The following is a 25,789-nucleotide window of genomic DNA, read 5'->3' as shown; positions in this document are numbered from 1 at the left end:
GGTGGCGGGCCACGGACCGGCCGATCGTGCCGGTCGCCCCGGTCACGAGCACGGTCGTGTGCTCGTCCCAGCCGGCCGGCGGTTCCCTCGGCGGCTCGACGCGGCCGAGGCGCGCGGCACGGACCTCGCCGCCGCGGATCGCGAGCTGGGGTTCGTCCGAGGACACCGCGCGCGCCAGGGCGGCCGCGGACGCGTCCGTTCCGTCGAGGTCGACGAGCTGGAACCGGCCGGGGTGTTCCGCCTGCGCGGAACGGACGAGCCCCCAGATCGGCGCGGTCGCCAGGTCGCCGAGCGGTTCGCCGGAGCCGGCCTGGACCGCGCCCGTGGTGGCGAACACCAGCTTGGTGCCCGCGCAGGCGTCCTCGGCGAGCCAGTGCTGGATCAGTTCCAGCGCCCACGTCGTCGCCGCGCGGACGTTCGCGGCGAGGTCACCGGCGGGCAGGCTCGGCACGGGGACCACGACGACGGCGGGGGCCGGGTCGGCGGAACTCAGGTCTTCGAGTCCGGAGTAGACGGTCGCGTCGGACGGCACCGGCGGCCACGCCCCGGCCACGGCGAGCACCGCCGGTTCCGCGCCCGTGCCCGGCAGTTCGACCGGGGTCCAGCCGAGCCGGAAGAGCGCGTCGTGGTGGACCGGCCGTGCCTCGCGCAGCTGCGCGGCCGATACCTCGCGCAGCACCAGCGATCCCGCGGTCAGCACGGGCCGGCCCGCGGTGTCGGTCACCGCGAGCGAGATGCCGCCGGGGTCGCCGCCGCCGAGCCTGATCCGCACCGGCGAGGCGCACGCCGCGTGCAAGGTCACGTCGGTCCACGAGAACGGCAGCCCGGCCGCGGACCGTTCGCCGGGCTTCTCCCGCAGGGCCGCCGACTGCACGGCGGCGTCGAGCAACGCGGGGTGGACGCCGAAGCGGGTGGCCTCGGCCTGCTGGTCGGCGGGGAGCGCGAGGTCGGCGAAGACGTCGTCGCCGAGCCGCCAGGCCGCGGTGACACCCTGGAAGACCGGCCCGTAGTCGAATCCTCGTTCGGCGTAGGCGTCGTAGAACCCGGTGAGGTCGACCGGCTCGGCGCCGGCGGGCGGCCATGCGGCGAGCCCGCGCTCCGGCGGGCGCGCGGCCGTGCCGAGCCGGCCGCCGGCGTGCAGCGTCCACGGCGCCTCGTCGTCCGGTCGCGAGTGGACGGTGATCGGCCGGCCGCCGTCGTCACCGGCTCCGCCGACGCTCACCTGCAGCCGGACGTCGCCGCGGTCCGGCAGCACGAGCGGTGCCGCCAGGGTCAGCTCTTCGACGGTTGCGCAGCCGACCTCGTCGCCCGCGCGCACGGCGAGTTCGAGGAACGCCGTGCCGGGGAACAGCACGGAGCCGAGCACGACGTGTTCGGCCAGCCACGGCTGTTCGGTGAGGGACAGCCGTCCGCTGAAGACCACGCCGCCGGTGTCGGCGAGCCAGGTCGCGGCGCCCAGCAGCGGGTGGTCGGTCGTGACCAGGCCGTGTGCGCGGAGGTCGCCCTTCGCGGTGGTTCGTGCCCAGTAGCGCTCGCGCTGGAAGGCGTAGGTGGGCAGGTCGACCCGGCCCGCACCGGGGAAGAACACCGACCAGTCGACGTCCTGCCCGGCGACGTACAGCGACGCCACCGCCGTCAGGAGAGTCTCTTCTTCGGCACGATCCTTCCGCAAGGCTGATACCAGCGTGCCCTCGACGGATTCCGCCGCCATCGCGGTCAGCACACCGTCCGGACCCAGCTCCAAGAACCGGGTCACCCCGCGCTCGGCCAGATAAGTCACGCCATCGTGGAACCGCACGGTTGCGCGCACGTGCCGGACCCAATACTCCGGCGAGGTCAGCTCTTCGGCCAGCGTTCCGGTCACATTGGACACGACCGGAATCGAAGGCGCTTGATAGGTCAGCGACTCCGCGACCCGGCGGAACTCCGCCAGCATCGGCTCCATCCGCGCCGAATGGAACGCATGACTCACCGACAGCCGACGAGTCTTGCGGCCCTCGAAGTGCTCGACGACCGCGTCGACCGCATCCTCATCACCGGACAGCACCACCGACGACGGGCCGTTCACCGCCGCCACCGACACACCCTCGACCAACAGAGGCAACACCTCGGCCTCGGTGGCCTGCACCGCCACCATCACCCCACCGGCGGGCAGCGCCTGCATCAACCGGCCGCGGGCCGACACCAGGGCACACGCGTCCTCCAGGGAGAACACCCCCGCACAATGGGCCGCCGCCAGCTCCCCGATCGAATGCCCGACCAGGAAATCCGGGATCACCCCCCACGATTCGACCAGCCGGAACAACCCGACCTCGACAGCGAACAACGCCGCCTGCGCATACCTCGTCTGATTGAGCAGCTCGGCATCGTCGCCGAACATCACCTCACGCAACGATTCCACCTGCGCGCACACCGCATCCACGACCTCGGCGAACACCGGGAACGAGTCGTAAAGCTCCCGGCCGGCACCCAGCCGCTGCGCACCCTGACCGGAGAAGAAGAACGCCGAACGACCCGAATCGACCACGCCGGACACCACACCCGGAACCGGCTCGCCACCCGCGAACGCGGCCAGCGCCCCGGCCCGGTCGCTGGCCAGCACGACCGCCCGGTGCTCCAGCCGCGCGCGCGTCGAGGCCAGCGACCACCCGACCTCGGCCACCCCCACCTCAGGACCTGACTCCACAAAGGACGCCAGCCGGCCGGCCTGCGCCCGCAGGCCCGCCGCATCCCGCGCCGACACCAGCCACGGCGTCACGCCGGTCACGTCGACCGGTTCCCGGGCTTCGGCCTCGGGTGCCTGTTCCACGATGACGTGGACGTTCGTGCCGCTCATCCCGAACGACGAGATCCCGGCCCGGCGCGGCCGTCCGGCCGCCGGCCACGGGACCGGCTCGGTCAGCAGCTCGATGTCGCCGGCGGTCCAGTCCACGTGCGACGACGGTTCGGTCACGTGCAGCGTCCGGGGCAGCAGCTCGTTCCGCAACGCGAGCACCATCTTCATGACGCCGGCGACCCCGGCGGCGGCCTGCGTGTGCCCGATGTTCGACTTCACCGACCCCAGCCACAGCGGCCGGTCCCGGTCGCGCCCGTAGGTCGCCAGCAACGCCTGCGCCTCGATCGGGTCACCCAGCGCGGTGCCCGTCCCGTGCGCCTCCACCACGTCCACTTCGGACGCGGCCACCCCGGCCGACGCCAGCGCCGCCCGGATCACGCGCTGCTGCGAAGGACCGTTCGGCGCCGTCAGGCCGTTCGACGCACCATCCTGGTTCACCGCGGAGCCACGCACCACCGCCAGCACCGGATGCCCGTTCCGCCGTGCGTCCGACAGGCGCTCCACCAGCAGCATGCCGGCGCCTTCGCCCCAGCCGGTGCCGTCCGCGTCGTCCGAGAACGCCTTCACCCGGCCGTCTTCCGCCAGCCCGCGCTGCCTGCTGAACGCCTGGAACGCGGTCGGGGTCGACATCACGGTCGCCCCGCCGGTCAGCGCCATCGTGCATTCGCCCTGCCGCACCGCCTGCACCGCGAGGTGCAGCGCCACCAGCGAGGACGAGCACGCGGTGTCCACGGTCAGAGTCGGGCCTTCGAGGCCGAGCGCGTAGGCGATCCGGCCGGAGAACACGCTGCCGGCCGTTCCGGTGCTCGCGTGGCCCTCGGTGTCCGCGGTCGGATCCATCACGAGCACGGAGTAGTCCTGCCCGTTGGTGCCGACGAACACGCCGATCTGGCCGCCCCGCAGCGAAGTGGGGTCGATCCCCGCCCCCTCGATCGCCTCCCACGACGTTTCGAGCAGCAGCCGCTGCTGCGGGTCCATCGCCACCGCTTCACGCGGCGACACCCCGAAGAAGCCCGCGTCGAACTCCGCGGCGCCGTCGAGGAAGGCACCGCGCCGCGTGTAGACCTTGCCGGGCTTGCCCGGCTCCGGGTCGTAGAGGTCGTCGAGGTCCCAGCCGCGGTCGTCCGGGAACGACGTCAGCGCGTCGGCCCCCTCGGACAGCAGTCGCCACAGCGCGGCCGGCGAGTCGGCGCCGCCGGGGAACCGGCAGCTCATGCCCACGATCGCCACCGGCTCGTCGCTGCTCGCCCGGCCCGGTTCCGGTGCCGGTACCTGGGCACCGGTGCCGAACAGCTCGGCCAGCAGCATCCCGGCCAGCGCTTCGGCCGTCGGGTAGTCGAACACGATGGTCGAGGGCAGCGACAGCCCGGTCGCCGCGCCGAGCACGTTGCGGAACTCCACCGCGGTGAGCGAGTCGAACCCCAGTTCCCGGAACGCTCGCGTCGGCTCGATGTCCTCGGGACGCGCGTAACCGAGCGCGGCGGCTGCGTGCGCGCGCACGAGTTCGAGCACGGCACGCGGTCGTTCGGCTTCAGTGACTCCGGCGAGCGTCGCGCCGGTCGCGGGACCGGCCGCGGCGAGCACCCGGCGGGCCTCCGGCAGGTCGCCGAGCAACGCGCTGGGCCGGGCGGCCGTGAAGCTCGACGCGTAGCGGTCCCAGTCGACGTCGGCGACAGCCACGAAGGCATCGCCGATCGAGCCGGGCAGCGCGCTCAGCGCGAGATCCGGCGCCATGGGCGGCAGACCACCGCGGCGCGCCCGGCCGGCCACCTCGCCGGCCGTGGCCAGCCCGGTCTCCGCCCACGGTCCCCACGCGATCGACGTCGCGGGCAGGCCGAGCCCGCGCCGGTGCTCGGCCAGCGCGTCCAGGTAGGCGTTCGCGGCCGCGTAGGCGCCCTGGCCGGCCGCGCCCATCGTCGCCGCGAACGAGGAGAACACCACGAACGCGTCCAGCGGGAGCTCCCGCGACGCCTCGTCCAGGTTCCGGGCGGCCAGTGCCTTCGCCCGCACCACGCGGGCGATCTGTTCCGGCGTCACGGACTCCAGCACGCCGTCGTCGAGCACCGCGGCGGCGTGCACGACGGCCGTCACCGGCACCTCGGCGCCCGCCGCGGCCAGCAGCTCGCCGCACGCCTCCCGGTCGGTGACGTCGCACGCGACCACCGACGCGACGACACCGGCTTCTTCGAGCTCGGCGGCCAGCTCGGCCGCGCCGTCGGCCGCCAGGCCGCGACGCGACGCCAGCACGACCCGCTCCGCACCCGCGTGCGCGGCCCAGCGGGCGACCCGGGCCCCCAGCGCGCCGGTGCCGCCCGTGATCACGACGGTGCCGCGGGGCTGCCATTCGGCCACCGGCGCGGTGGCTCTCGTCAGCCGCCGTCCGTAGACGCCGGACTCCCGGATCGCGACCTGGTCCTCGCCGGCCGTTCCGGCCAGGACCGCGCACAGCCGCCCGGCCGTGCGCTCATCGAGTTCCGCGGGCAGGTCGACCAGGCCGCCCCAGCGGTCGGGCAGCTCCAGCGCGGCCGTCCGGCCCAGGCCCCAGAGCTGCGCCTGCCGCAGTGCCGTCACCAGGTCACCGCGCCCGGCGGACACCGCGCCCGAGGTGGCGAGCCAGAGCGGCGCGTCGAGCCCGGCGGCACCGAGCGCCCGCACCAGGGCGACGGCCGCCGTGACCGGTTCGGTGAACTCCGCGTCCGGTGTCTCGTCGAGCGCGAGCAGCGACAGCACGCCGCTCACCCCTTCGTCACCGGCCGCCGCGCGCAGCCGCTCGGGGGAGACGTCCCCGACGTCGAGCGGCACCACGGAGGCACCGGCCGCCGACAACCCCTCGACGAGGCGGGCCTGCCGCTCGGTGCCACCCGTCACCACGAGCCAGCGGCCGGACAGCCGGGCCGCGTTCCGCGACAAGAGCTTCCACGAAATCCCGTACCGCCAGCCGTCCACCGTGGACCGTTCGAGCCGGCGCCTTCGCCACGCCGACAGCGCTGGCAGCACCGGGCCGAGCTCCGCCTCGCCGACACCGAGCTCGCGGGCCAGCCGCTCGACGTCGTCGCTCTCGACGGTCGCCCAGAACCCGGCGTCGACGGTGTCGGCCGCGGCCGTGTCCTCACCGGGTTCGAGCCAGTACCGCTCCCGCTGGAAGGCGTAGGTCGGCAGATCGACCGGCCGGGCGCCGTGCCCGCCGAACACGACGTCCCACTCCGGCGCCACGCCACGGACGTACAGCTCGGCCAGCGACGTCAGGAACCGGGCGCGGCCGCCGTCGCCGCGGCGCAGGGTCCCGACGGCGACCGTCGGGCCGGTGGTGACCCGTTCCAGCGTCTCCTGCACCCCGACGGTGAGCACCGGGTGCGAGCTGACTTCGACGAACGCGGTGTGCCCCTCGGCCGCCAGGGCGCGGATCGCCGTCTCGAACCGCACCGGCTGCCGCAGGTTGGTGTACCAGTACCGGGCGTCCATCGTCGCGGTGTCGAGCCACTGGCCGCTCACGGTGGAGAACAGCGGCACCTCACCGGCCCGCGGGCGGACCGGGGCGAGCGCGGCCAGCAGCCGCTCCTCGATCCGTTCCACCTGCGCCGAATGCGACGCGTAGTCGACCGCGATCCGCTTGGCCCGCACGCCGTCGGCTTCGCAGGCGGCCACCAGCTCGGCCAGCGCGGCGGGCTCGCCGGCGACGACCGTCGAGGACACGCCGTTGACGGCGGCCGTCGAGATCCGCGGCTCCCAGCGGGCGATGCGTTCGCGGACGGCGGCTTCCGGCAGCGCGATCGACACCATCCCGCCGTCGCCGGAGAGCACCTCGCGGATCGCCTGGCTGCGCAGCGCGACGATCCGCGCGGCGTCGGCGAGCGAGAGCGCCCCGGACACACAGGCCGCGGCGATCTCGCCCTGCGAGTGCCCGACGACGGCGTCCGGTTCGATCCCGTGCGCCCGCCAGAGCGCGGCCAGCGAAACCATCATGGCGAACGACGCGGGCTGCACGACGTCGACGCGTTCCAGCATCTCGGCGTCGGCGAGCACGTCGAGCAGCGACCAGTCGACGAACTCGTCGAGCGCCTCAGCACACTCCCGCATCCGCGCCGCGAACACTTCGGAGCTGTTCAGCAGCTCCGTGGCCATCCCGGCCCACTGCGTGCCCTGGCCGGGGAACACGAACACCGTCCGGCCGGTCACGTCCGCCACGCCCCTGGTGACGCCGGGACCGTCCGAGGCCACCGCCGCGACCCCGGAGCACAGCTCGGCCCGCGTCGACCCGACGACGACCGCGCGGTGCTCGAACGCCGACCGCGACGTCGCCAGCGAGAACCCGATGTCGATCGGCCGGTCGCCGGTCTTGTCCACCTGCGACAGCAGGGTGGTGGCCTGCGCCCGCAGCGCGGCCGCCGACCGGCCGGACAGCGGCCAGGCCACCACGGGTTCGGTGTCCGGTACCGGGCCCACGGCCGCCGGCTCGGGGGCCTGCTCGACGAGCACGTGCGCGTTCGTGCCGCTCACCCCGAACGACGACACCGCCGCGCGCCGGACGCGTTCACCCGCCGGCCACGGCTGCGGTGCGGCGAGCAGCCGCACGGCGCCCGAAGACCAGTCCACGTGCGTGGTGGGCCGCTCGACGTGCAGGGTGCGCGGCAACGTCTCGTTGCGCAGCGCCTGCACCACCTTGATGATCCCGGCGACCCCGGCCGCGGCCTGGGTGTGGCCGATGTTCGACTTGATCGAACCGAGCCACAACGGCCGGTCCCGGCCCTGCCCGTAGGTGGCGAGCAGCGCCTGCGCCTCGATCGGGTCGCCGAGCGCGGTGCCCGTGCCGTGCGCCTCGACCACGTCCACATCGGACGCCGCGAGGCCCGCGTCGGCGAGCGCCTGCCTGATCACCCGCTGCTGCGACGGCCCGTTCGGCGCCGTGAGACCGCTGCTCGCCCCGTCGGAGTTGACGGCGGAGCCGCGCACCACGGCCAGCACGGGGTGGCCGCGCCGCTGCGCGTCCGAGAGCCGTTCGAGCAGCAGCATCCCGGCGCCTTCGCCCCAGCCGGTGCCGTCGGCGGCGTCGGAGAAGGCCTTGCAGCGGCCGTCCTTCGCGAGCCCGCGCTGGCGGCTGAACTCGACGAACCCGCCGGGCGAGGACATGATCGTGACGCCGCCCGCGAGCGCGAGCGAGCACTCGCCCTTGCGCAGCGCCTGCGCGGCGAGGTGCAGCGCGACGAGCGACGACGAGCACGCGGTGTCGACCGAGACGGCGGGGCCTTCGAGACCGAGCGCGTACGCCACCCGGCCCGAGGCGATGCTGGGCAGGTTGCCGTTGCCGAGGTGCCCCAGCACCTCCTCGGAAAGGCCCGGCAGGTCGGTGGCGTAGCCGGCGTACATGACGCCGGTGAAGACGCCGGTCCGGCTGCCGCGCAGGGACGCGGGCACGATGCGAGCGCGCTCGAGCGCCTCCCACGCGGTCTCCAGCAGCAGCCGCTGCTGCGGATCCGTCGCCGCCGCCTCGCGGGGCGAGATGCCGAAGAACGCCGGGTCGAACCCGGCGACGTCGTCGACGAAGCCGCCCTGGTCCACGTAGGAGGTCCCGGGCCGGCGGGAGTCGGGGTCGTAGACACGCGCGGTGTCCCAGCCGCGGTCGCCGGGGAACGGCGACACGGCGTCGATCCCGTCGTCGACGAGCCGCCACAGGTCTTCCGGCGAGTTCGCGCCGCCGGGGAACCGGCAGCCCATCCCGACGATGGCGATCGGCTCGGTGCCGCTCGCCTCCAGCTCCTGCAGCCGGGCCCTCGTCTCGTGCAGGTCGGTCGTGACCCGCTTGAGGTACTCGACCAGCTTCCGTTCAGATCCGTCTGACGACATTCAGCCGAACTCCCTGTCGATGAAATCGAAGATCTCGTCGGTCGAGGCGCCGCTGAGGGCCTCGGCCGCGGAAGGGCCTTCACCCGGGCGCCGCGCTCCGTTCCACGTCGACAGCAGGGCCCGCAGCCGGGCGCCGATCCGGTCGTGCTCCTCGACTTCGACCGAGCCGGCGGTCGCGGACAGCTGCTCCGCGAGCCGGTCGAGCTCGGCGTGCACGGCCGGCTCCCCGTGGCCGGCCGGGTCGAGGTGCGGGGCGAGCTCGCCGAGCAGGTGCGCCGCGAGCGAGACCGGTGCGGGGTAGTCGAACAGCGTCGTCGCCGGCAGTTTCAGCCCGGTGGCGCCGCTGAGCCGGTTGCGCAGCTCGACGGCGGTCAGCGAGTCGAAGCCGATCTCCATGAACCCGCGTTCGGCCGGCACGGCCTCGTGCGCGGCGTAGCCGAGCACCGCGGCGGCCTCGGCCAGCACGACGTCGAGCACGGCCGGGCCCCGGTCCTTCTCCGCCAACGTCTCGAGCCGCTCGGCGAACGCGGGGCCCCCGCTCGCGGCACTCGACGCGGTGGGCCGCGCCTGGCCGCGAGCCGGGCGGACGAGACCACGCAACGGTGCCGGGGCCGTGTCGGCGCGCAGCCGGGCCGGGTCGAGCCGGATCGGCACGACCACGGCGAGATCGAGCTGCCGCGCGGCGTCGAACGCACGCAGGCCGTCGGCGACGTCGAACGGCCGCACACCGGACGCCGCCATGCGCCGCACGCCGGCTGCCCCGAGCTCACCGGCCATCCCCCCGCCGGCCCACGGGCCCCAGGCGAGCGAGGTGACGGTGCGGCCGGCCGCCCTGCGGTGCGCCGCGAGCGCGTCGAGGAACGCGTTGGCCGCGGCGTAGTTGCCCTGCCCGGCGTTGCCGAGGATCCCGGCGGCCGACGAGAAGAGCGCGAACAGCGCGAGGTCGTCGTAGGAGGTCAGCTCGTGCAGGTGCACCGCGGCGTCGACCTTGGGCCGCAGCACGCGTTCGAGGCGGTCGTCACCGAGCGCGGTGAGCACGCCGTCGTCGACCACGCCCGCGGTGTGCACGACGCCGGTCAGCGGGTGTTCGGCGGGGACGCGGTCCAGCACGGCGGCCAGTTCGGCGCGGTCGGCCACGTCGCACGCGGCGACCGTGACGTCGGCGCCGAGCCCGGCCAGCTCGGCGGCCAGTTCCGCCGCGCCGGGCGCGTCGAGGCCGCGCCTGCTGAGCAGCAGCAGCCTGCGGGCGCCGTATTCGGTGACCAGGTGCCGGGCCACGTGGGCGCCGAGGCCGCCGGTACCGCCGGTGATGAGCACCGTGCCCGCCGGATCGAGCGGCGCGGGCAGGGTGAGCACCACCTTGCCGACGTGCTTGGCCTGGCTCATGTGGCGGAACGCCTCCGGCGCGCGGCGGATGTCCCACGACGTCACCGGAAGCGGCCGCAGCACGCCGCGTTCGACCAGCTCGACGGCCTCGGCGAGGATCTCGCCGATCCGGTCGGGGCCCGCGTCGCCGAGGTCGAACGGGTGGTAGCGAAGGCCGGGCCGGCCCTCGGCCCGGACGTCGGTCTTGCCCATCTCGACGAAGCGGCCGCCCTCGGCCAGCAGGTCGAACGACGCGTCGACGAATTCGCCCGCGAGCGAGTTCAGCACGACGTCGACACCGGCTTCGTCCGCCTTCCGGAAGGTCTCGGCGAACTCCAGCGTGCGCGACGAAGCGATGCGGTCGTCGGGGATGCCGAGCTCGCGCAGCGCCTCCCACTTCGCGGGGCTGGCGGTGCCGAAGACCCGGGCGCCGAGGTGCCGCGCGAGCTGCGCCGCGGCCATGCCGACGCCGCCCGCCGCGGAGTGCACGAGCACCGACTCGCCCCGCCGCACCCCGGCGAGGTCGACGAGCGCGTAGAAGGCGGTGATGAACGCGATCGGCAACGACGCCGCGTCGGTGAACGACCAGCCGGCCGGCATCCGCACCACCATGCGGTGGTCGGCGACCACCAGCGGGCCGTACGCGCCGTGGAACATGCCGAGGACGCGGTCACCGGGCACGAACCCGGTGACGCCCGGCCCGACCTCCGCGATCACGCCGGCGCCCTCGAGCCCCATCGGGCCCGCCTCGCCCGGGTACATGCCGAGCGCGTTGAGGACGTCGCGGAAGTTCACGCCGGCCGCGCGCAGCGAGAGGCGCACCTCGCCGGCGCGAAGCGGTGCGGCGGCCTCGGGGGCGGGCAACGGGCGGAGGTTGTCCAAGGTGCCCTTGCCGGTGCTGTCCAGCCGCCACGGCACGTCGCCCGCCGGGAGTTCGAGGAGCCCGGTGTCCGCCCGCTCGAGGCGGGGCACGGACAGCTCGCCCGCGCGCACCGCCAGCTGGGGCTCGCCGGAGGCGACCGCGGCGAGCACCGCGGCGCCGGGGGTCTCCTCGTCGTCGACGTCGATGAGCGCGAACCGGCCGGGGTGTTCGGCCTGCGCCGTGCGGAGCAGGCCCCACGCGGGGGCGAACGCCAGGTCCCGGATGTCCTCGCCCGGCACCGCGGCGACCGCGCCCCTGGTGACGAAGGCGAGCTTCGCGCCGGCGAACCGGTCGTCGGCGAGCCAGTCGCGCACGAGGTCGAGCACCCCGCCGACGGCGGTCCGGACGTCCGCGGGAACGCGTCCGGTGGTGTGCCCGTTCAGCACGCACGGCACGAACACGAGATCGGGACGCGCGCCCTCGTCGATGGCCGCGCCGAGGTCGGCCAGCGTGCGGTACGACGTCGCCTCCACCTCGGCACCCAGCCGGCCCGCCAGCTTGAGCTGGTCGTCGCCGAGGACGACGCAGTTCTGGTCTCCTGGCTCGCTCTCCGGGGCCCGCGTCTGCCACGCGAGCCGGTACAGCGAGTCGAGCGGCCGGTGCCGGAGCTCGCTCGCCTGCACCGTGCGCAGCACGAGCGAGCCGATCGAGGCCACCGGGCGGCCACCCGGATCGGACACGGCGAGCGAGAGCGACTCGGGGCCGGCCTTCGCCAGGCGGACCCGCAGGCTCGACGCTCCGCTCGCGTGCAGCGAAACCGCCGACCACGAGAACGGCAGCCGCCCGGTTCCGCCGTCGGCGAGCGGCAGGAAGACCAGTGCCTGCAGGGCACCGTCGAGCAGCGCCGGGTGCAGGCCGAAGGAGGCGGCCTCGCCCGCGGCCCGCTCGGGCAGCGCGACCTCGGCGTACACCTCGTCGCCGAGCCGCCAGGCGGCGGTCAGGCACTGGAAGCTGGGCCCGTACTGGGCGCCGGCGTCTTCGCCGCGGTCGTAGAAGCCGTCGAGGTCGATCGGTTCGGCGTCCCGCGGCGGCCAGCTGGTGTGCCGCGTGTCCGGGGTGACGGCGTGCGGGACGAGCACCCCGCCGGCGTGCAACGTCCACGGCGCGTCGTCGTCCTGTCGCGAGTGGACGGTGAGCTTGCGTGCGCCGTCGTCGTCCGGCTCGCCGACGACGACCTGGAGCCGGACGCTCCCGTCGCCGGGGAGCACGAGCGGCGCGGCGAGCGTCAGCTCCTCCACCTGCGCGCAGCCGACCTCGTCACCCGCGCGCACGGCCAGTTCGAGGAACGCCGTGCCGGGCAGCAGCGCGTTGCCGAGCATGACGTGGTCGGCGAGCCACGGGTGCGTCGCCACCGAGAGGCGGCCGGTGAACAGGACCCCGCCGGACTCGGCGAGCGGCGTGGCCGCGCCGATCAACGGGTGCCGGGTCGCGGTCAGGCCGAGCCCGCTCGCGTCGAGCGAGCCCGCCGGCACGTCGATCCAGTAGCGCTGCCGTTGGAAGGCGTAGGTCGGGAGGTCGACTCGGGCGCTGCCGGGGAAGAATACCGGCCAGTCGACGTCCTGTCCGACGACGTACAGCGACGCCACCGCCGTCAGCAGGCTCTCTTCCTCGGCACGGTCCTTCCGCAGCGCGGAAACCAGCGTGCCCTCGACGGATTCCGCCGCCATCGCCGTCAGCACACCGTCCGGACCCAGCTCCAAGAACCGGGTCACCCCGCGCTCGGCCAGATAAGTCACGCCATCGTGGAACCGCACAGTGCCGCGCACGTGCCGGACCCAATACTCCGGCGAAGTCAGCTCTTCGGCCAGGGTCCCGGTCACATTGGAGACGACCGGAATCTCGGGGGCGTGGAACGTCAAACCCTCGGCGACCCGGCGGAACTCCGCCAGCATCGGCTCCATCCGAGCCGAGTGGAACGCGTGACTCACCGACAACCGGCGAGTTTTACGCCCCTCGAAATGCTGGACGACCGCGTCGACAGCTTCCTCATCACCCGAGAGCACCACCGACGACGGGCCGTTCACCGCCGCCACCGACACACCCTCGACCAGCAACGGCAGCACTTCGGTTTCCGTGGCCTGTAGAGCGACCATCACGCCACCGGCGGGCAGCGCCTGCATCAACCGGCCACGCGCCGCGACCAACGCACACGCGTCCTCCAAAGAGAACACACCCGCAACATGCGCCGCCGCCAGCTCACCAATCGAATGCCCCACCAAGAAATCCGGTCGGACACCCCACGATTCGACCAGCCGGAACAAACCCACCTCGACAGCGAACAACGCCGCCTGCGTATACACGGTCTGGTTCAACAGCTCGGCGTCATCACCGAACATCACCTCACGCAAACCGTCCACGTGCGCGCACACCGCATTCACCGAATCGGTGAACACCGGGAACGACTCATACAACTCCCGACCCGCACCCAAACGCTGCGCACCCTGGCCCGAGAAGAGAAACGCCGAACGACCACCCGACACGGCACCCGACACCACACCCGGAACCGAGCCGCCGTCCGCCAGCGCGGCCAGACCCGCCAACGCCTCGGCCCGATCCGCCGCCAGCACCACCGCCCGGTCTTCGAACACCGCCCGCGACGACACCAGCGCCGCACCCAGCTCCGCCACACCCAAGTCCGGACGACCGTCCACAAACGACTGAAGACGTCCCGCCTGCGCGCGCAGGGCCGCACCACCACGGCCCGACACCACCAGCGGGACCACGCCACCGGCCGGCTCCGGCTCGATCGGCTCGGCCGCCCCGGGGGCCGGCGCCTCCTCGACGATCACGTGGGCGTTCGTCCCGCTGACCCCGAACGCGGAAATCCCGGCCCGGCGGGGCCGTCCGTTGCGGTGCCACGGCACCGGCTCGGTCAGCAGCTCGATGTCGCCGGCGCTCCAGTCCACCTGCGCCGACGGTGCGTCGACGTTCAGGGTGCGCGGCAGCACCTCGTTCCGGAGGGCCTGCACCATCTTGATCACGCCGGCCGCACCGGCGGCGGATTGCGTGTGGCCGATGTTCGACTTGACGGAACCGAGCCACAGCGGCCGGTCCCGGCCGTCGCCGTAGGTCGCCAGCAGCGCCTGCGCCTCGATGGGGTCGCCGAGCGCGGTGCCGGTGCCGTGCCCTTCGACGGCGTCCACTTCGGACGGTTCCAGGCCGGCGTTGGCCAGGGCCTGGCGGATCACCCGCTGCTGCGAAGGGCCGTTCGGGGCGCTGAGCCCGTTGGAGGCGCCGTCGGAGTTCACCGCCGAACCGCGCACGACGGCGAGCACCGGGTAGCCCCGGCGCCGGGCTTCGGACAGCCGGGTCAGCAGCAGCATGCCGGCGCCCTCACCCCAGCCGGTCCCGTCGGCGCCGTCGGCGAACGCCTTGATCCGGCCGTCCGCGGCGAGCCCGCCCTGCCGGCCGAACTCGGCGTAGGCGCCGGGGGTGACCATCACGCTCACCCCGCCCGCCAGCGCCATCGCGCACTCGCCCTGCCTGAGCGCCTGCGCGGCCAGGTGCAGCGCGACCAGCGACGAGGAGCACGCCGTGTCCACCGTGACGGCGGGCCCCTCCAGCCCGAACGTGTAGGCGATCCGGCCGGACGCGACCGCGCTCGACCCGCCGGTGAGCAGGTGCCCGCGCAGCTCCTCGGGGACCTCGCGCAGCCCGGCGCCGTAGTGCTGGCTGCCGCACCCGACGAAGACGCCGGTCGAGCTGTTCTTCACCGACAGCGGATCGATCCCGGCCCGCTCGAACGCCTCCCACGACGTCTCCAGCAGCAGCCGGTGCTGCGGGTCCATGGCGGTCGCCTCGCGCGGCGAGATCCCGAAGAACGCCGGGTCGAACTCGGCGGCGTCGCGGACGAACGCACCGATCCGCGCGTAGTCCTTAGCCTGGGGATCGTCGAGGCCGGTGAGGTCCCAGCCCCGGTCGGCCGGGAACTCGCCCAGCGCGTCCTCGCCGCGGAACACCAGGTCCCACAGGTCCTCGGGAGACCGGACGTCTCCGGGGTAGCGGCAGCTCATGCCGACGATCGCCATCGGCTCGTCCGAGGCGGCCGCGACCACCGGCGGCACAGCACGGTGGCCGGGCTCGCCCGCGACGAGCCCGGCGAGGTGCCGCGCGAGCCGGGTCGCGGACGGAAAGTCGAACGCCAGCGTGGCCGGCAGCCGCAGCCCGGTCTCGCCGGCGAGGCGGTTGCGGAGCTCGACGGCGGTGAGCGAGTCGAAGCCGAGTTCGCGGAAGGCACGCTCGGCGTCGACTGCTTCGGCGGTCTCGAAGCCGAGCACCGCGGCCGCCTGCGACCGGACGAGCTCGAGCAGTTCGCGCGCCCGGTCCGCTTCCGGCAGCCCGGCCAGCCGCGACGCGAACGACGACCCGGCCGGATCCTCGGCGGGCTCGGCGTCCCGCAGGGCGCGGACGGCCTCGGGAAGCTCGTCGAGCAGCGGCCTCCGGCGGGCGGCCGCGAAGCTCGGCGCGAACCGCCCCCAGTCGACGTCGGCGACGGCCAGGAACGTCTCGTCGTGCGCGATGGCCTGCGACAGCGCGAGGATCGCGAGCTCGGGCGCCATCCCCCGCACGCCGCGGCGGCTCAGGTGCCGCTCCGCGACGTCGGTCGCGGCGAGGCCGTCGCCCGCCCACGCGCCCCACGCGACCGAGGTCGCCGTCAGCCCGTCGGCCCGGCGGCGTTCGGCCAGCGCGTCGAGGAAAGCGTTTGCGGCGGCGTACGCGCCCTGCCCGCCGCCACCCCACACCCCGGCGTTGGAGGAGAACAGGACGAACGCGTCGAGCTCCGTTCCGGCCAGCAGTTCGTGCAGGTTGGTGGCCCCGCGGACCTTGGCCGCGGCGACGCGGGCGAATTCGGCGGGCGTGGTGTCGGCGAGGGCGGCGACGCCGTCGACGCCGGCGGCGTGCATGACCGCACGCACCGGCTCGCCTCGATCCGCCAGCTCGCGCAGCAACCCGGCGAGCCGGTCCCGGTCCGCGACGTCGCACGCCGCGATCGTCACCTCGGCGCCGAGCTCGCGCAGTTCGGCGGCCAGCTCGGCCGCACCGGGGGCGGCCTCGCCCGCGCGCGAGGTCAGCACGAGGTGCCCGGCTCCCCGCTCGGCCAGCCACCGGGCGACGTGCCCGCCGATCGCCCCGGTCCCGCCGGTGACGAGAACCGTGCCTCGCGGCGTCCAGTCCCGCCCGGCAGCGATGGCCGGCAACGGCGCGCGCACGAGCCTCCTGGCCAGAACCCCGTTGTCCCGCACCGCGACCTGGTCCTCGCCGCCGGTTCCGGCCAGGACGGAGACCAGCCGGCGGGCCGCTCGCTCGTCGAACTCCTCGGGCAGATCGACGAGCCCACCCCACCGGTTCGGCTCTTCGAGCCCGAACACCCGGCCCAGGCCCCAGATCTGGGCCTGCGCGGGCACGCGCGGCGGGTCCGACCGTCCGGTCGACACCGCGCCGCTCGTCACCAGCCACAGTGGCGCTTCGATCTCCACATCGGACAGGGCCTGGAACAGCGCGAGTGTGGCCTCCGCTTCGAGGAGACCGAGGACGGCCGCCGGCTGTTTGCCGGACAGCTCGCGGGCCAGGCTCTCCCGATCGGCGACGCCGGTTCGGAGGACCGCCGATTCGGCGCCCGCGGCGGCGAGCGCCGCCTCGATCCTCGTGACCGTCTCCTCGGCCACCCCTTCGCCGACGACCAGCAGCCACTCGCCGGAGAGCACGGGTTCCTTCGCGGGAACGGGCTTCCACGTGATGCGGTAGCGCCAATCATCCACAGTGGTCTTGTCCCGGCTGCGGCGCCGCCACGACGACAACGCGGGCAGTACCGTGCCGAGTTCGTCCTCCGGCAGCGCCAGCTGACCGGCCAGCCCTTCGAGGTCCTCGCGGTCGACGGCGTCCCAGAAGGCCGTGTCCACCGCCGGGGCGGAACCGCGCTCGGGCGTGAGCCAGTACCGCTGCCGCTGGAACGCGTACGTCGGCAAGTCGACGAGCCGCGGTTCGTGACCGGCGAAGACCGCGTCCCAGTCCGGCGAGACGCCGCGCACGTGCAGCTCCGCCAGCGAGGTGAGGAACCGCGCTTCACCGCCCTCACCCCGCCGCAGCGTGCCGACGACCACCGTCGGCTCCCCGGCGATCTCGTCGAGCGTCTCCTGGACGCCCATCGACAGCACGGGGTGCGAGCTCACCTCGACGAACGCGGTGCAGCCCTCGGCCGCGAGGGCGCGGATCGCGGCCTCGAACCGGACGGGCTCGCGCAGGTTGGTGTACCAGTAGTGGCCGTCCACCGTGGTCCCGTCGGCCCACTCGCCGGTCACGGTCGAGAGGAACGGCACCCGCGGCGCACGCGGCTCGATCGAGGCGAGATCCGCGGCCAGCCGGTCCTCGATGGCCGCCACGTGCGGCGAGTGCGACGCGTAGTCGACGGCGATGACCTTGGCGCGGACACCGTCCGCCGCGCAGTCCGCGACGACGCTGGCCAGCGCGCCGGGGTCGCCGGACAGCACCACGGACGAGACGCCGTTGACGGCGGCGACGGCGACCCGCCCGCCGAGTGCGGCGATCCGCCGCTCGGCCTCCTCGGCGGGCAACGCGACGGAGGCCATGCCACCGTGCCCCGAGAGGCACTCCGCGATGGCCTTGCTCCGCAGCACCACGACGCGCGCGGCGTCCGCCAGCGACAGCGCCCCGGACACGCAGGCGGCGGCGATCTCCCCTTGGGAGTGCCCGACCACGGCGTCCGGGTGGATGCCGCGCGATTCCCAGAGCGCGGCCAGCGACACCATCACCGCGAACGACACCGGCTGCACGACGTCGACCCGCTCCAGCAGCGCGGCGTCGGTCAGCGCGTCCTCGAGCGACCAGCCGACCAGCTCGCCGAACGCGGCGGCGCACTCCGCCATCCGCGCCGCGAACACCGGCGACGAGCCGAGCAGCTCCGCCGCCATGCCTGTCCACTGGGCGCCCTGGCCGGGGAACACGAACGCCACCCGGCCGCTGACGTCGGCGACGCCGCGGACCGCGCCCGCGCCGGTCAGCCCGGCCGCCAGGTCCGCGGCGGCCGAACCCACCACGACCGCGCGGTGTTCGAACGACGACCGCGACGAGACGAGCGAGTAGCCGACGTCGACGGGCCGCTCCCGCGAAGAATCCACGTGCGACGCCAGCCGGGCCGCCTGCTCCCGGAGCGCGGCCGCGGACCGCGCCGACAGCACCCACGGCACCACCGGCGAACCGGGACGCGCCGGGGCTTCGGCGACGTCCGGTGCCTGTTCGAGCACCACGTGCGCGTTCGTGCCGCTCATCCCGAACGACGACACCGCAGCCCGCCGGGGCCGCTGCCCGGCCGGCCACGACCGTGGTTCGGTCAGCAGCCGCACGTCGCCGGCGGACCAGTCCACGTGCGGCGAAGGCTCATCGGCGTGCAGTGTGCGCGGTAGCAGCTCGTTGCGAAGTGAGAGCACCATCTTGATGACGCCGGTGATCCCGGCGGCGGCCTGGCCGTGCCCGAGGTTGGACTTGCCCGAACCGAGCCACAGCGGCCGGTCCCGGTCCTGCCCGTAGGTCGCGAGCAGCGCCTGCGCCTCGATCGGGTCGCCCAGCGGCGTCCCGGTCCCGTGCGCCTCGACGGCGTCCACATCGGACGGTTCGACGCCCGCGTCGGCCAGCGCCGCCCGGATCACCCGCTGCTGCGACGGACCGTTCGGCGCCGTCAGGCCGTTCGACGCGCCGTCCTGGTTCACCGCCGAGCCCCGCAGCACGGCCAGCACCGGATGCCCGTTGCGGCGGGCGTCCGACAACCGCTCGACGAGCACCATCCCGGCGCCCTCGGCCAGCCCCATGCCGTCGGCCTGCGCCGAGAAGGCCTTGCACCGGCCGTCGGTGGCGAGCCCGCGCTGGCGGCTGAAGCCGACGAAGCCGATCGGATCGGCCATCACCGCCGCTCCCCCGGCGAGCGCGAGCGTGCACTCGCCGCCGCGCAACGCGCGGATCGCCAGGTGCAGCGCCACGAGCGACGACGAACAAGCCGTGTCGACGGTCATCGCGGGCCCTTCGAGCCCCAGCGCGTAGGCGATCCGGCCGGACACCACGCTCGTCGACGAACCCGTGACGAGGTGGCCCTGCGCCTCGGCGGCCACGCCGTCGGAAGTGGCGCCGAACCCCTGGTGGGACGCGCCGATGAACACGCCGGTGGCCGAGCCGCGCAGCGACGCCGGGTCGATCCGCGACCGCTCCAGCGTCTCCCACGCGCCCTCGAGCAGCAGCCGCTGCTGCGGGTCCATCACCGCGGCTTCGCGCGGCGAGATGCCGAAGAACGCCGGGTCGAACTCGGCCGCGTCGCGGAGGAACCCGCCGTCCCGCGCGTAGGTCGTGCCCGCCGCGGTGTCGTCGGCGGAGAAGAGCCGGTCGAGGTCCCAGCCGCGGTCGGCCGGGAAGCCGGAGATCACGTCGCCGCCGGAAGACAGCAGCTGCCAGAACTCCTCCGGGCTCCGGATGCCGCCGGGCAGGTGGCAGGCCATGCCCACGATCGCGATGGGCTCGTCGGCGACCCGGGCGGCCGGCGCGGCTTCCCCGCGGACGGGCTCCTCGCCGAGCAGTTCCGCGAGCAGGTGGCCGGCGAGCACCGCCGGGGTGGGGTAGTCGAAGACGAGCGTGGCGGTCAGCTTGAGCCCGGTGGCCGCGTTCAGCCGGTTGCGCAGCTCGACCGCGGTCAGCGAGTCAAAGCCGAGGTCGCGGAACGGACGCTCGGCCTCGATCAGCGCGCCCGCGTGCCCGAGCACCGCGGACGCCTCGGCCCGGACGAGCTCCACGAGGGTCCGGATCCGGTCCGCCTCGCCGAGCCGGGCGAGGCTGCGGCGCAACGCCGGCTCACCGCCCGGGCCCCCGGCCGCGGCCCGCCTCGACGGCGTCCGGACCAGCCCGCGCAACAGCCACGGCAACGAGCCGGCGCGTGCCTGCTCCCGCAGCGCCGCCGGGTCCAGGCGGATCGGCACCTGCACCGCCTCGTCGAGCAGCCGCGCGCGGTCGAACAGCGCCAGACCCTCCGGTGTGGACAGTGGGGCCACCCCGATGCGGCGGAGCCGCGCCACGTCGGCGTCGGTGAGGTGCGCGGTCATCCCGCTGCGCTGCGCCCAGAAGCCCCACGCCAGCGCGACGGCGGGCAGGCCGCTCGCCCGGCGGTGCTGCGCGAGCGCGTCGAGGAAGCTGTTGGCGGCCGCGTAGTTGCCCTGCCCCGCGTCGCCGAAGATCCCGGCGCCCGCCGAGAACAGTACGAACTCCGCGAGGTCGAGGTCCTTGGTCAGCTCGTGCAGGTGCCACGCGGCGTCCACCTTGGGCCGCAGCACCGCGTCGAGCCGGTCCGGCGTGAGCGACTCGACGACGCCGTCGTCGAGCACGCCGGCGAGGTGCACCACGGCGGTCAGCGGGTGCGCCGCCGGAATCCGCGCGAGCGCGCTCGCCAGCTCCTCGCGGTTCGCCGCGTCGCAGGCGACGATGTCGGCCTCGGCACCGAGGTCGGTGAGCTCGGCCCGCAGCTCGGCCGCACCCGGTGCGTCCGCGCCGCGCCGCCCGAGCAGCAGCAGCCGGCGCGTGCCGGTGGCGGCCAGGTGACGGGCGATCTCGGCGCCGAGCGTGCCCGTGCCGCCGGTGAGCAGCACTGTGCCGTCCGCCGGGCGAGCCCGCGGGACCGTCAGCACGACCTTGCCGACGTGGCGTGCCTGGCTGACGAACCGGTAGGCCTCGGGCGCGCGGCGCACGTCCCACGCGCGCGACGGCAGCGGGTGCAGCGCACCCTCCGCGAACAGCCGCAGCACCTCGGTCAAGATCTCCTGGACCCGTTCCGGCGCGGCCTCCACCGCGTCGAACGCCCGGTACCAGACCCCGGCGGTGGCGACCTCGTCGGCGGCGCGGACGTCGGTCTTGCCCATCTCCACGAACCGGCCGCCGTCGCGCAGGAGGCCCAGCGAGGCGTCGACGAACTCGCCGGCGAGGGAGTTCAGCACGAGATCCATGCCGTCCCCGGCGAACCGCTCGGCGAAGCTCAGGTCCCGCGACGACGCGATGCGCGAGTCGTCGAGGCCCAGCTCGCGCAGCGCGGGCCACTTCCCCTCGCTCGCCGTGCCGAAGACGTCCGCGCCGAAGTGGCGCGCGAGCTGGACGGCGGCCATGCCGACGCCGCCGGCCGCGGCGTGCACGAGAACGCGCTGCCCCGCGGCGATCCGGCCGAGGTCGACGAGGCCGTAGTACGCGGTCAGGAACACCACGGGCACGCCCGCCGCCCGCTCGAACGTCCAGCCGTCCGGCATCGGGACGAGCAGCCGGTGGTCGGTGACCGCGACGGTCGCGAGGGAGTTCCCGCGGAAGATGCCGGTCACGCGGTCGCCCGGGACGAGCCCGGTGACCCCGGCGCCGATTTCGGTCACGACGCCGGCCGCCTCGCTGCCCATCATGGCGTCGTCACCGGGGTACATCCCGAGCGCGATGAGGACGTCCCGGAAGTTCAGCCCCGCGGCCCGGACCTCGACGCGGACCTCGTCGTGGCCGAGCGGCTCGTCCGCCGCGGCCGCGGGCAGCAGCGCGAGGCCGTCGAGCGCGCCCTTCTTCGCGGTGCCGAGCAGCCACGCGCCGTGCGCCGGCGGGACCAGGGCCGGGTGGTGCGCCGGCAGCTTCGCCAGCCTGGCCGCGGACACCCGGCCGTCCACGACGACCAGCTGCGGCTCGCCCGAGCGCAGCGCGCCGAACAGCCCCTCGGGCAGCTCGCCGGACGTCGACTCGGCGACGCCGAGGTCGAGCAGCACGACCCGGCCGGGGTGTTCGGAGGCGGCGGACCGGAGCAGGCCCCAGGCCGCCGACGCGGCGAGGTCGGTCACCGGCCCGCCGGGCGTGCCGATCGCGCCGCGGGTGACGACCACCAGCCGCGCTCCGGCGAACCGCTCGTCGGCCAGCCAGCGCTGGACAATCTCGAGCACCCGCTTCGTCGCCGTCCGCGTGGCCTCGGCCAGATCTCCGGTGCGTGCTCCCGAGTGCGGCAGGAACACCAGCTCCGGCACCTCGCCGGGCAGTGCGTCCAGCTCGGGGTACGTCTCGGCCGCCAGGCTCGCCGGAACGACAGCCGCGGGGTCGCCGAGCACCGCGCACCGGGGCGTCTCCTGCCCCGGCTCGCCGACCGCGACCCAGTCGACGAAGTACAGCGAGTCGTGGCCGCGATCGGTGGCGGTGTCCGGCGCGGCGAACGGCCGCAGCGCGAGCGCATCGACGGTCGCCACCGGCTCGCCGAGCGGGTCGGCCAGCGCGATCGACACCCCGCCGTGGCCGGCCGGCGTCAGCCGGACCCGCAGCGCGGTGGCGCCGCTCGCGTGCAGCCGGACTCCGGTCCAGGAAAACGGCAGCAGCGGCGAGCCGTCGGTACCGGATCCGTCGAGGGCTCCCGTGAAGCCGATGGCGTGCAGCGCCGCGTCGAGCAGCGCCGGGTGCAGGCCGAACCCGGCCGCGTCCCGGCGAGCCTGCTCGGGCAGCTCGACCTCGGCGAACACCTCGTCGCCGAGCCGCCACACCGTGCGCAGGCCCCGGAACACCGGGCCGTAGCCGTACCCGCGCTCGCCGAGCGTCTCGTACGGGTCGCCGAGGTCGAGCGCGACGGCGCCCTCGGGCGGCCACGGCCCGGCTTCGGGAGCCGGCACGGACGCGTCCGGTTCGAGCACCCCGGTCGCGTGCCGCGTCCACGGCCGGTCGTCGCCGGTGTCCTCGGGGCGCGAATGGATGACCAGCGAGCGCGCACCGTCGCCGTCGGGCGAGCCGATGGCGAGCTGGAGCACCACCGCGCCGTTCTCCGGCAGCGGCAGGGCCGCTTCCAGGGTGAGCTCCCGGACCACGCCGCAGCCGACCTGGTCACCGGCGCGCACCGCCAGCTCGAGGAACGCCGTGCCGGGCAGCAGCACGCGGCCGCCGACCTCGTGGTCGGCCAGCCACGGGTGCGTGCGCGCGGACAACCGGCCCGTCAGCACGACCTGCTCGGACTCGGCGAGCGTCATCACCGCGCCCAGCAGCGGGTGATCCGGCGAGCCGAGACCGGCCCCCGAGACGTCGCCGGTCGCCGCGGCGGTCTCCAGCCAGTAGCGCGTGCCACCGAAGACGTACGTCGGCAGATCCACCTTGCGCGCACCCGAATCCGCGAACGGCGCGATCCGGTCCGGTTCGAGGATGCCGACCTGGGTCTCGGCCACCGACAGCAGGAACCGGCCGAGACCGCCGTCGCCGCGACGCAGCGATCCGACGGCGAACGCGTCGGCCCCGCGGTCCTCGATGGTCTCCTGGATGCCCGTCGTGAGCACTGGGTGCGCGCTCACTTCGACGAACGCGTCGCGCCCCTCGTCGAGCAGGGCGCGCACCGCCTCGTCGAACCGCACGGTGCCGCGCAGGTTGGTGTACCAGTACTCGGCGGTCAGCTCGCGCGTGTCCAGCCAGCCGGCGGTCACAGTGGAGAAGAACGGGATCCGGCCGGCACGCGGCTCGATCGGAGCCAGGTCGGCCAGCAGGCGCTCGCGCAGCGACTCGACGTGCGCCGAATGCGACGCGTAGTCCACGGGGATGCGCTTGGCGCGCACGCCGTTCGCCCCGCAGGCGGCGAACAGCTCGTCGAGCGCGCCGGGTTCGCCGGCCACGGCGACCGCGCTCGGCCCGTTGACGGCCGCCACGGAAAGCCGGTCGGCGAACGGCTCGAGCAGCTCGCGGACCCGCTCGACGGGCGCCGCGACGGAGGCCATCCCGCCCCGGCCCGCCAGCTCCGCGGCGATGGCGATGCTGCGCAGCGCCACCACGCGGGCGGCGTCCTCCAGGGACAGCGCGCCGGAAACGCAGGCCGCCGCGATCTCGCCCTGCGAGTGCCCGACGACCGCGGACGGGCGAATTCCGTTGGCCCGCCACAGTTCCGCGAGCGACACCATCATCGCGAACAGCGCGGGCTGCACCACGTCGACCCGGTCGAGGCCCGGCGCGCCGTCCTCGCCCCGCAGCACGGCGGTCAGCGACCAGCCGACGAACGGAGCCAGTGCGCGCTCGCAGTCCGCGATCCGCGCGGCGAACCGCGGCTCGGTGTCGAGCAGCTCGGCCGCCATCCCGGCCCATTGCGCACCCTGGCCGGGAAAGACCAGGACCGCACGGCCCTCGGCCCGCGCGGTGCCGACGCGCAGGTTGGCGGCCGACTCGCCGTCGGCGAGCGCCCGCAGTCCCGCGGTCAGCTCCTCGACGTCCGAGCCGACGACAGCGGCCCTCCTCGGCAACGCGGCTCGCGTGCTCGCCAGCGAGAACCCGATGTCGAGCGGGCTCGGCGCGTCCTCGTCGCCGACCGCGGACAGCAGCCGCGCGGCCTGCGCCCGGAGCGCGTCGTCGTCGTGTCCCGAGAGCAGCCAGGTCACCGGGCCCGGACACGCGGCCGGTGCGGCGTCCTCGGTCGCTTCCGGCTCCGGCGCCTGTTCGAGGATCACGTGCGCGTTGGTGCCGCTCGCGCCGAACGCCGACACCGCCGAACGCCGCGGGCCGTCGCCCTCCGGCCACGGCGTCCGCTCGGTCAGCAGCCGGACCGTACCCGGCGACCAGTCGACGTGCGGGCTCGGCGCGTCGACGTGCAGCGTGCGCGGCAGGCTGCCGTACCGCATCGCCAGCACCATCTTGATCACCCCGACCACACCGGCGGCGGCCTGGGTGTGGCCGATGTTGGACTTGATCGTGCCCAGCCACAGCGGCCGCTCGGCCGATCGCCGCGCGCCGTAGGTGGCCAGCAACGCCTGCGCTTCGATCGGGTCGCCCAGCGTGGTCCCGGTGCCGTGCGCCTCGACGGCGTCCACGTCCGCGGGGTCCAGCCTCGCGTCGGCGAGCGCGTCCTGGATGACGCGCTGCTGCGACGGTCCGTTCGGGGCGGTGAGCCCGTTCGACGCCCCGTCGGAGTTCACCGCGCTGCCGCGCACGACGGCGAGCACCGGGTGGCCGTTCTTCCTGGCGTCGGACAGCCGCTCGAGGACGAGCACGCCGACGGCCTCGCTCCAGCCGGTACCGTCGGCCCCGGCCGCGAAGGCCCGGCAACGGCCGTCGGCGGAGAGCCCGCGCTGGCGGCTGAATTCCACAAAGGACCGTGGCGTCGCCATCACCGTCGCACCGGCGGAGACGGCCATCGAGCACTCGCCCGCGCGCAGGGCCCGCACCGCGAGGTGCAGCGCGACGAGCGCCGAGGAGCACATCGTGTCGACGGTGACCGCGGGGCCTTCGAGCCCGAAGCTGTAGGCGAGCCGGCCCGACAGCACGGCGGTGCAGCTGCCGGTGAGCACGTGCCCTTCGATGTCCTCGGTGGCGGCGATCGGGCCGGAACCGTAGCCCTGGTTGCTGGCGCCGACGAAGACCCCGGACCGGCTGCCGCGCAACGAGGACGGGTCGATCCCGCCGCGCTCGAACGCCTCCCAGGCGAGTTCGAGCAGCAGGCGCTGCTGCGGGTCCATGGCCGTCGCCTCGCGCGGCGAGATGCCGAAGAACCCGGCGTCGAACGTGCCGGCGTCCTCGAGGAAGCCGCCCGAGCGGGTGTAGGTGTGCCCCGCGCGGTCCGGGTCCGGGTCGTAGAGCGCGTCGGCGTCCCAGCCGCGATCGGCGGGGAACTCGCTGATCACGTCCCGCTCGTCGACGAGCAGCCGCCACGCGGCCTCCGGATCGCGCACCCCACCGGGCAGCCGGCAGCTCATCGACACGATCGCGATCGGCTCGCTGTCCTTGGCCTCGGCCGCGCGCAGCCGCTGCCGGGTCTCGCGCAGGTCGGCCGTGACGCGCTTGAGGTAGTCGCGAAGCTTCTGTTCGGTGTCCAT

At 74.7% G+C, this 25,789-nt stretch carries 2 protein-coding genes (1 of these 2 running past the window's edge); both read right to left on the bottom strand.

Translation table 11 applies throughout. The features are described from left to right. Positions 1-8,677 carry the 5' portion of a type I polyketide synthase gene (locus AB0M30_RS29860; protein ID WP_364590232.1) on the bottom strand. It extends 1,241 nt beyond the left edge of the window, so the window shows 8,677 of its 9,918 coding nt (coding positions 1-8,677); its start codon is at positions 8,675-8,677; its stop codon lies off the left edge, out of view. Further along, positions 8,678-25,789 (bottom strand): type I polyketide synthase, encoded by a 17,112-nt coding sequence (locus AB0M30_RS29855; protein ID WP_364590229.1) that lies wholly within the window; start codon positions 25,787-25,789, stop codon positions 8,678-8,680.

Source organism: Amycolatopsis sp. NPDC051716, assembly GCF_040681595.1.
Lineage (GTDB): Bacteria > Actinomycetota > Actinomycetes > Mycobacteriales > Pseudonocardiaceae > Amycolatopsis.
This window is presented reverse-complemented; position numbering and strand designations above follow the sequence as displayed.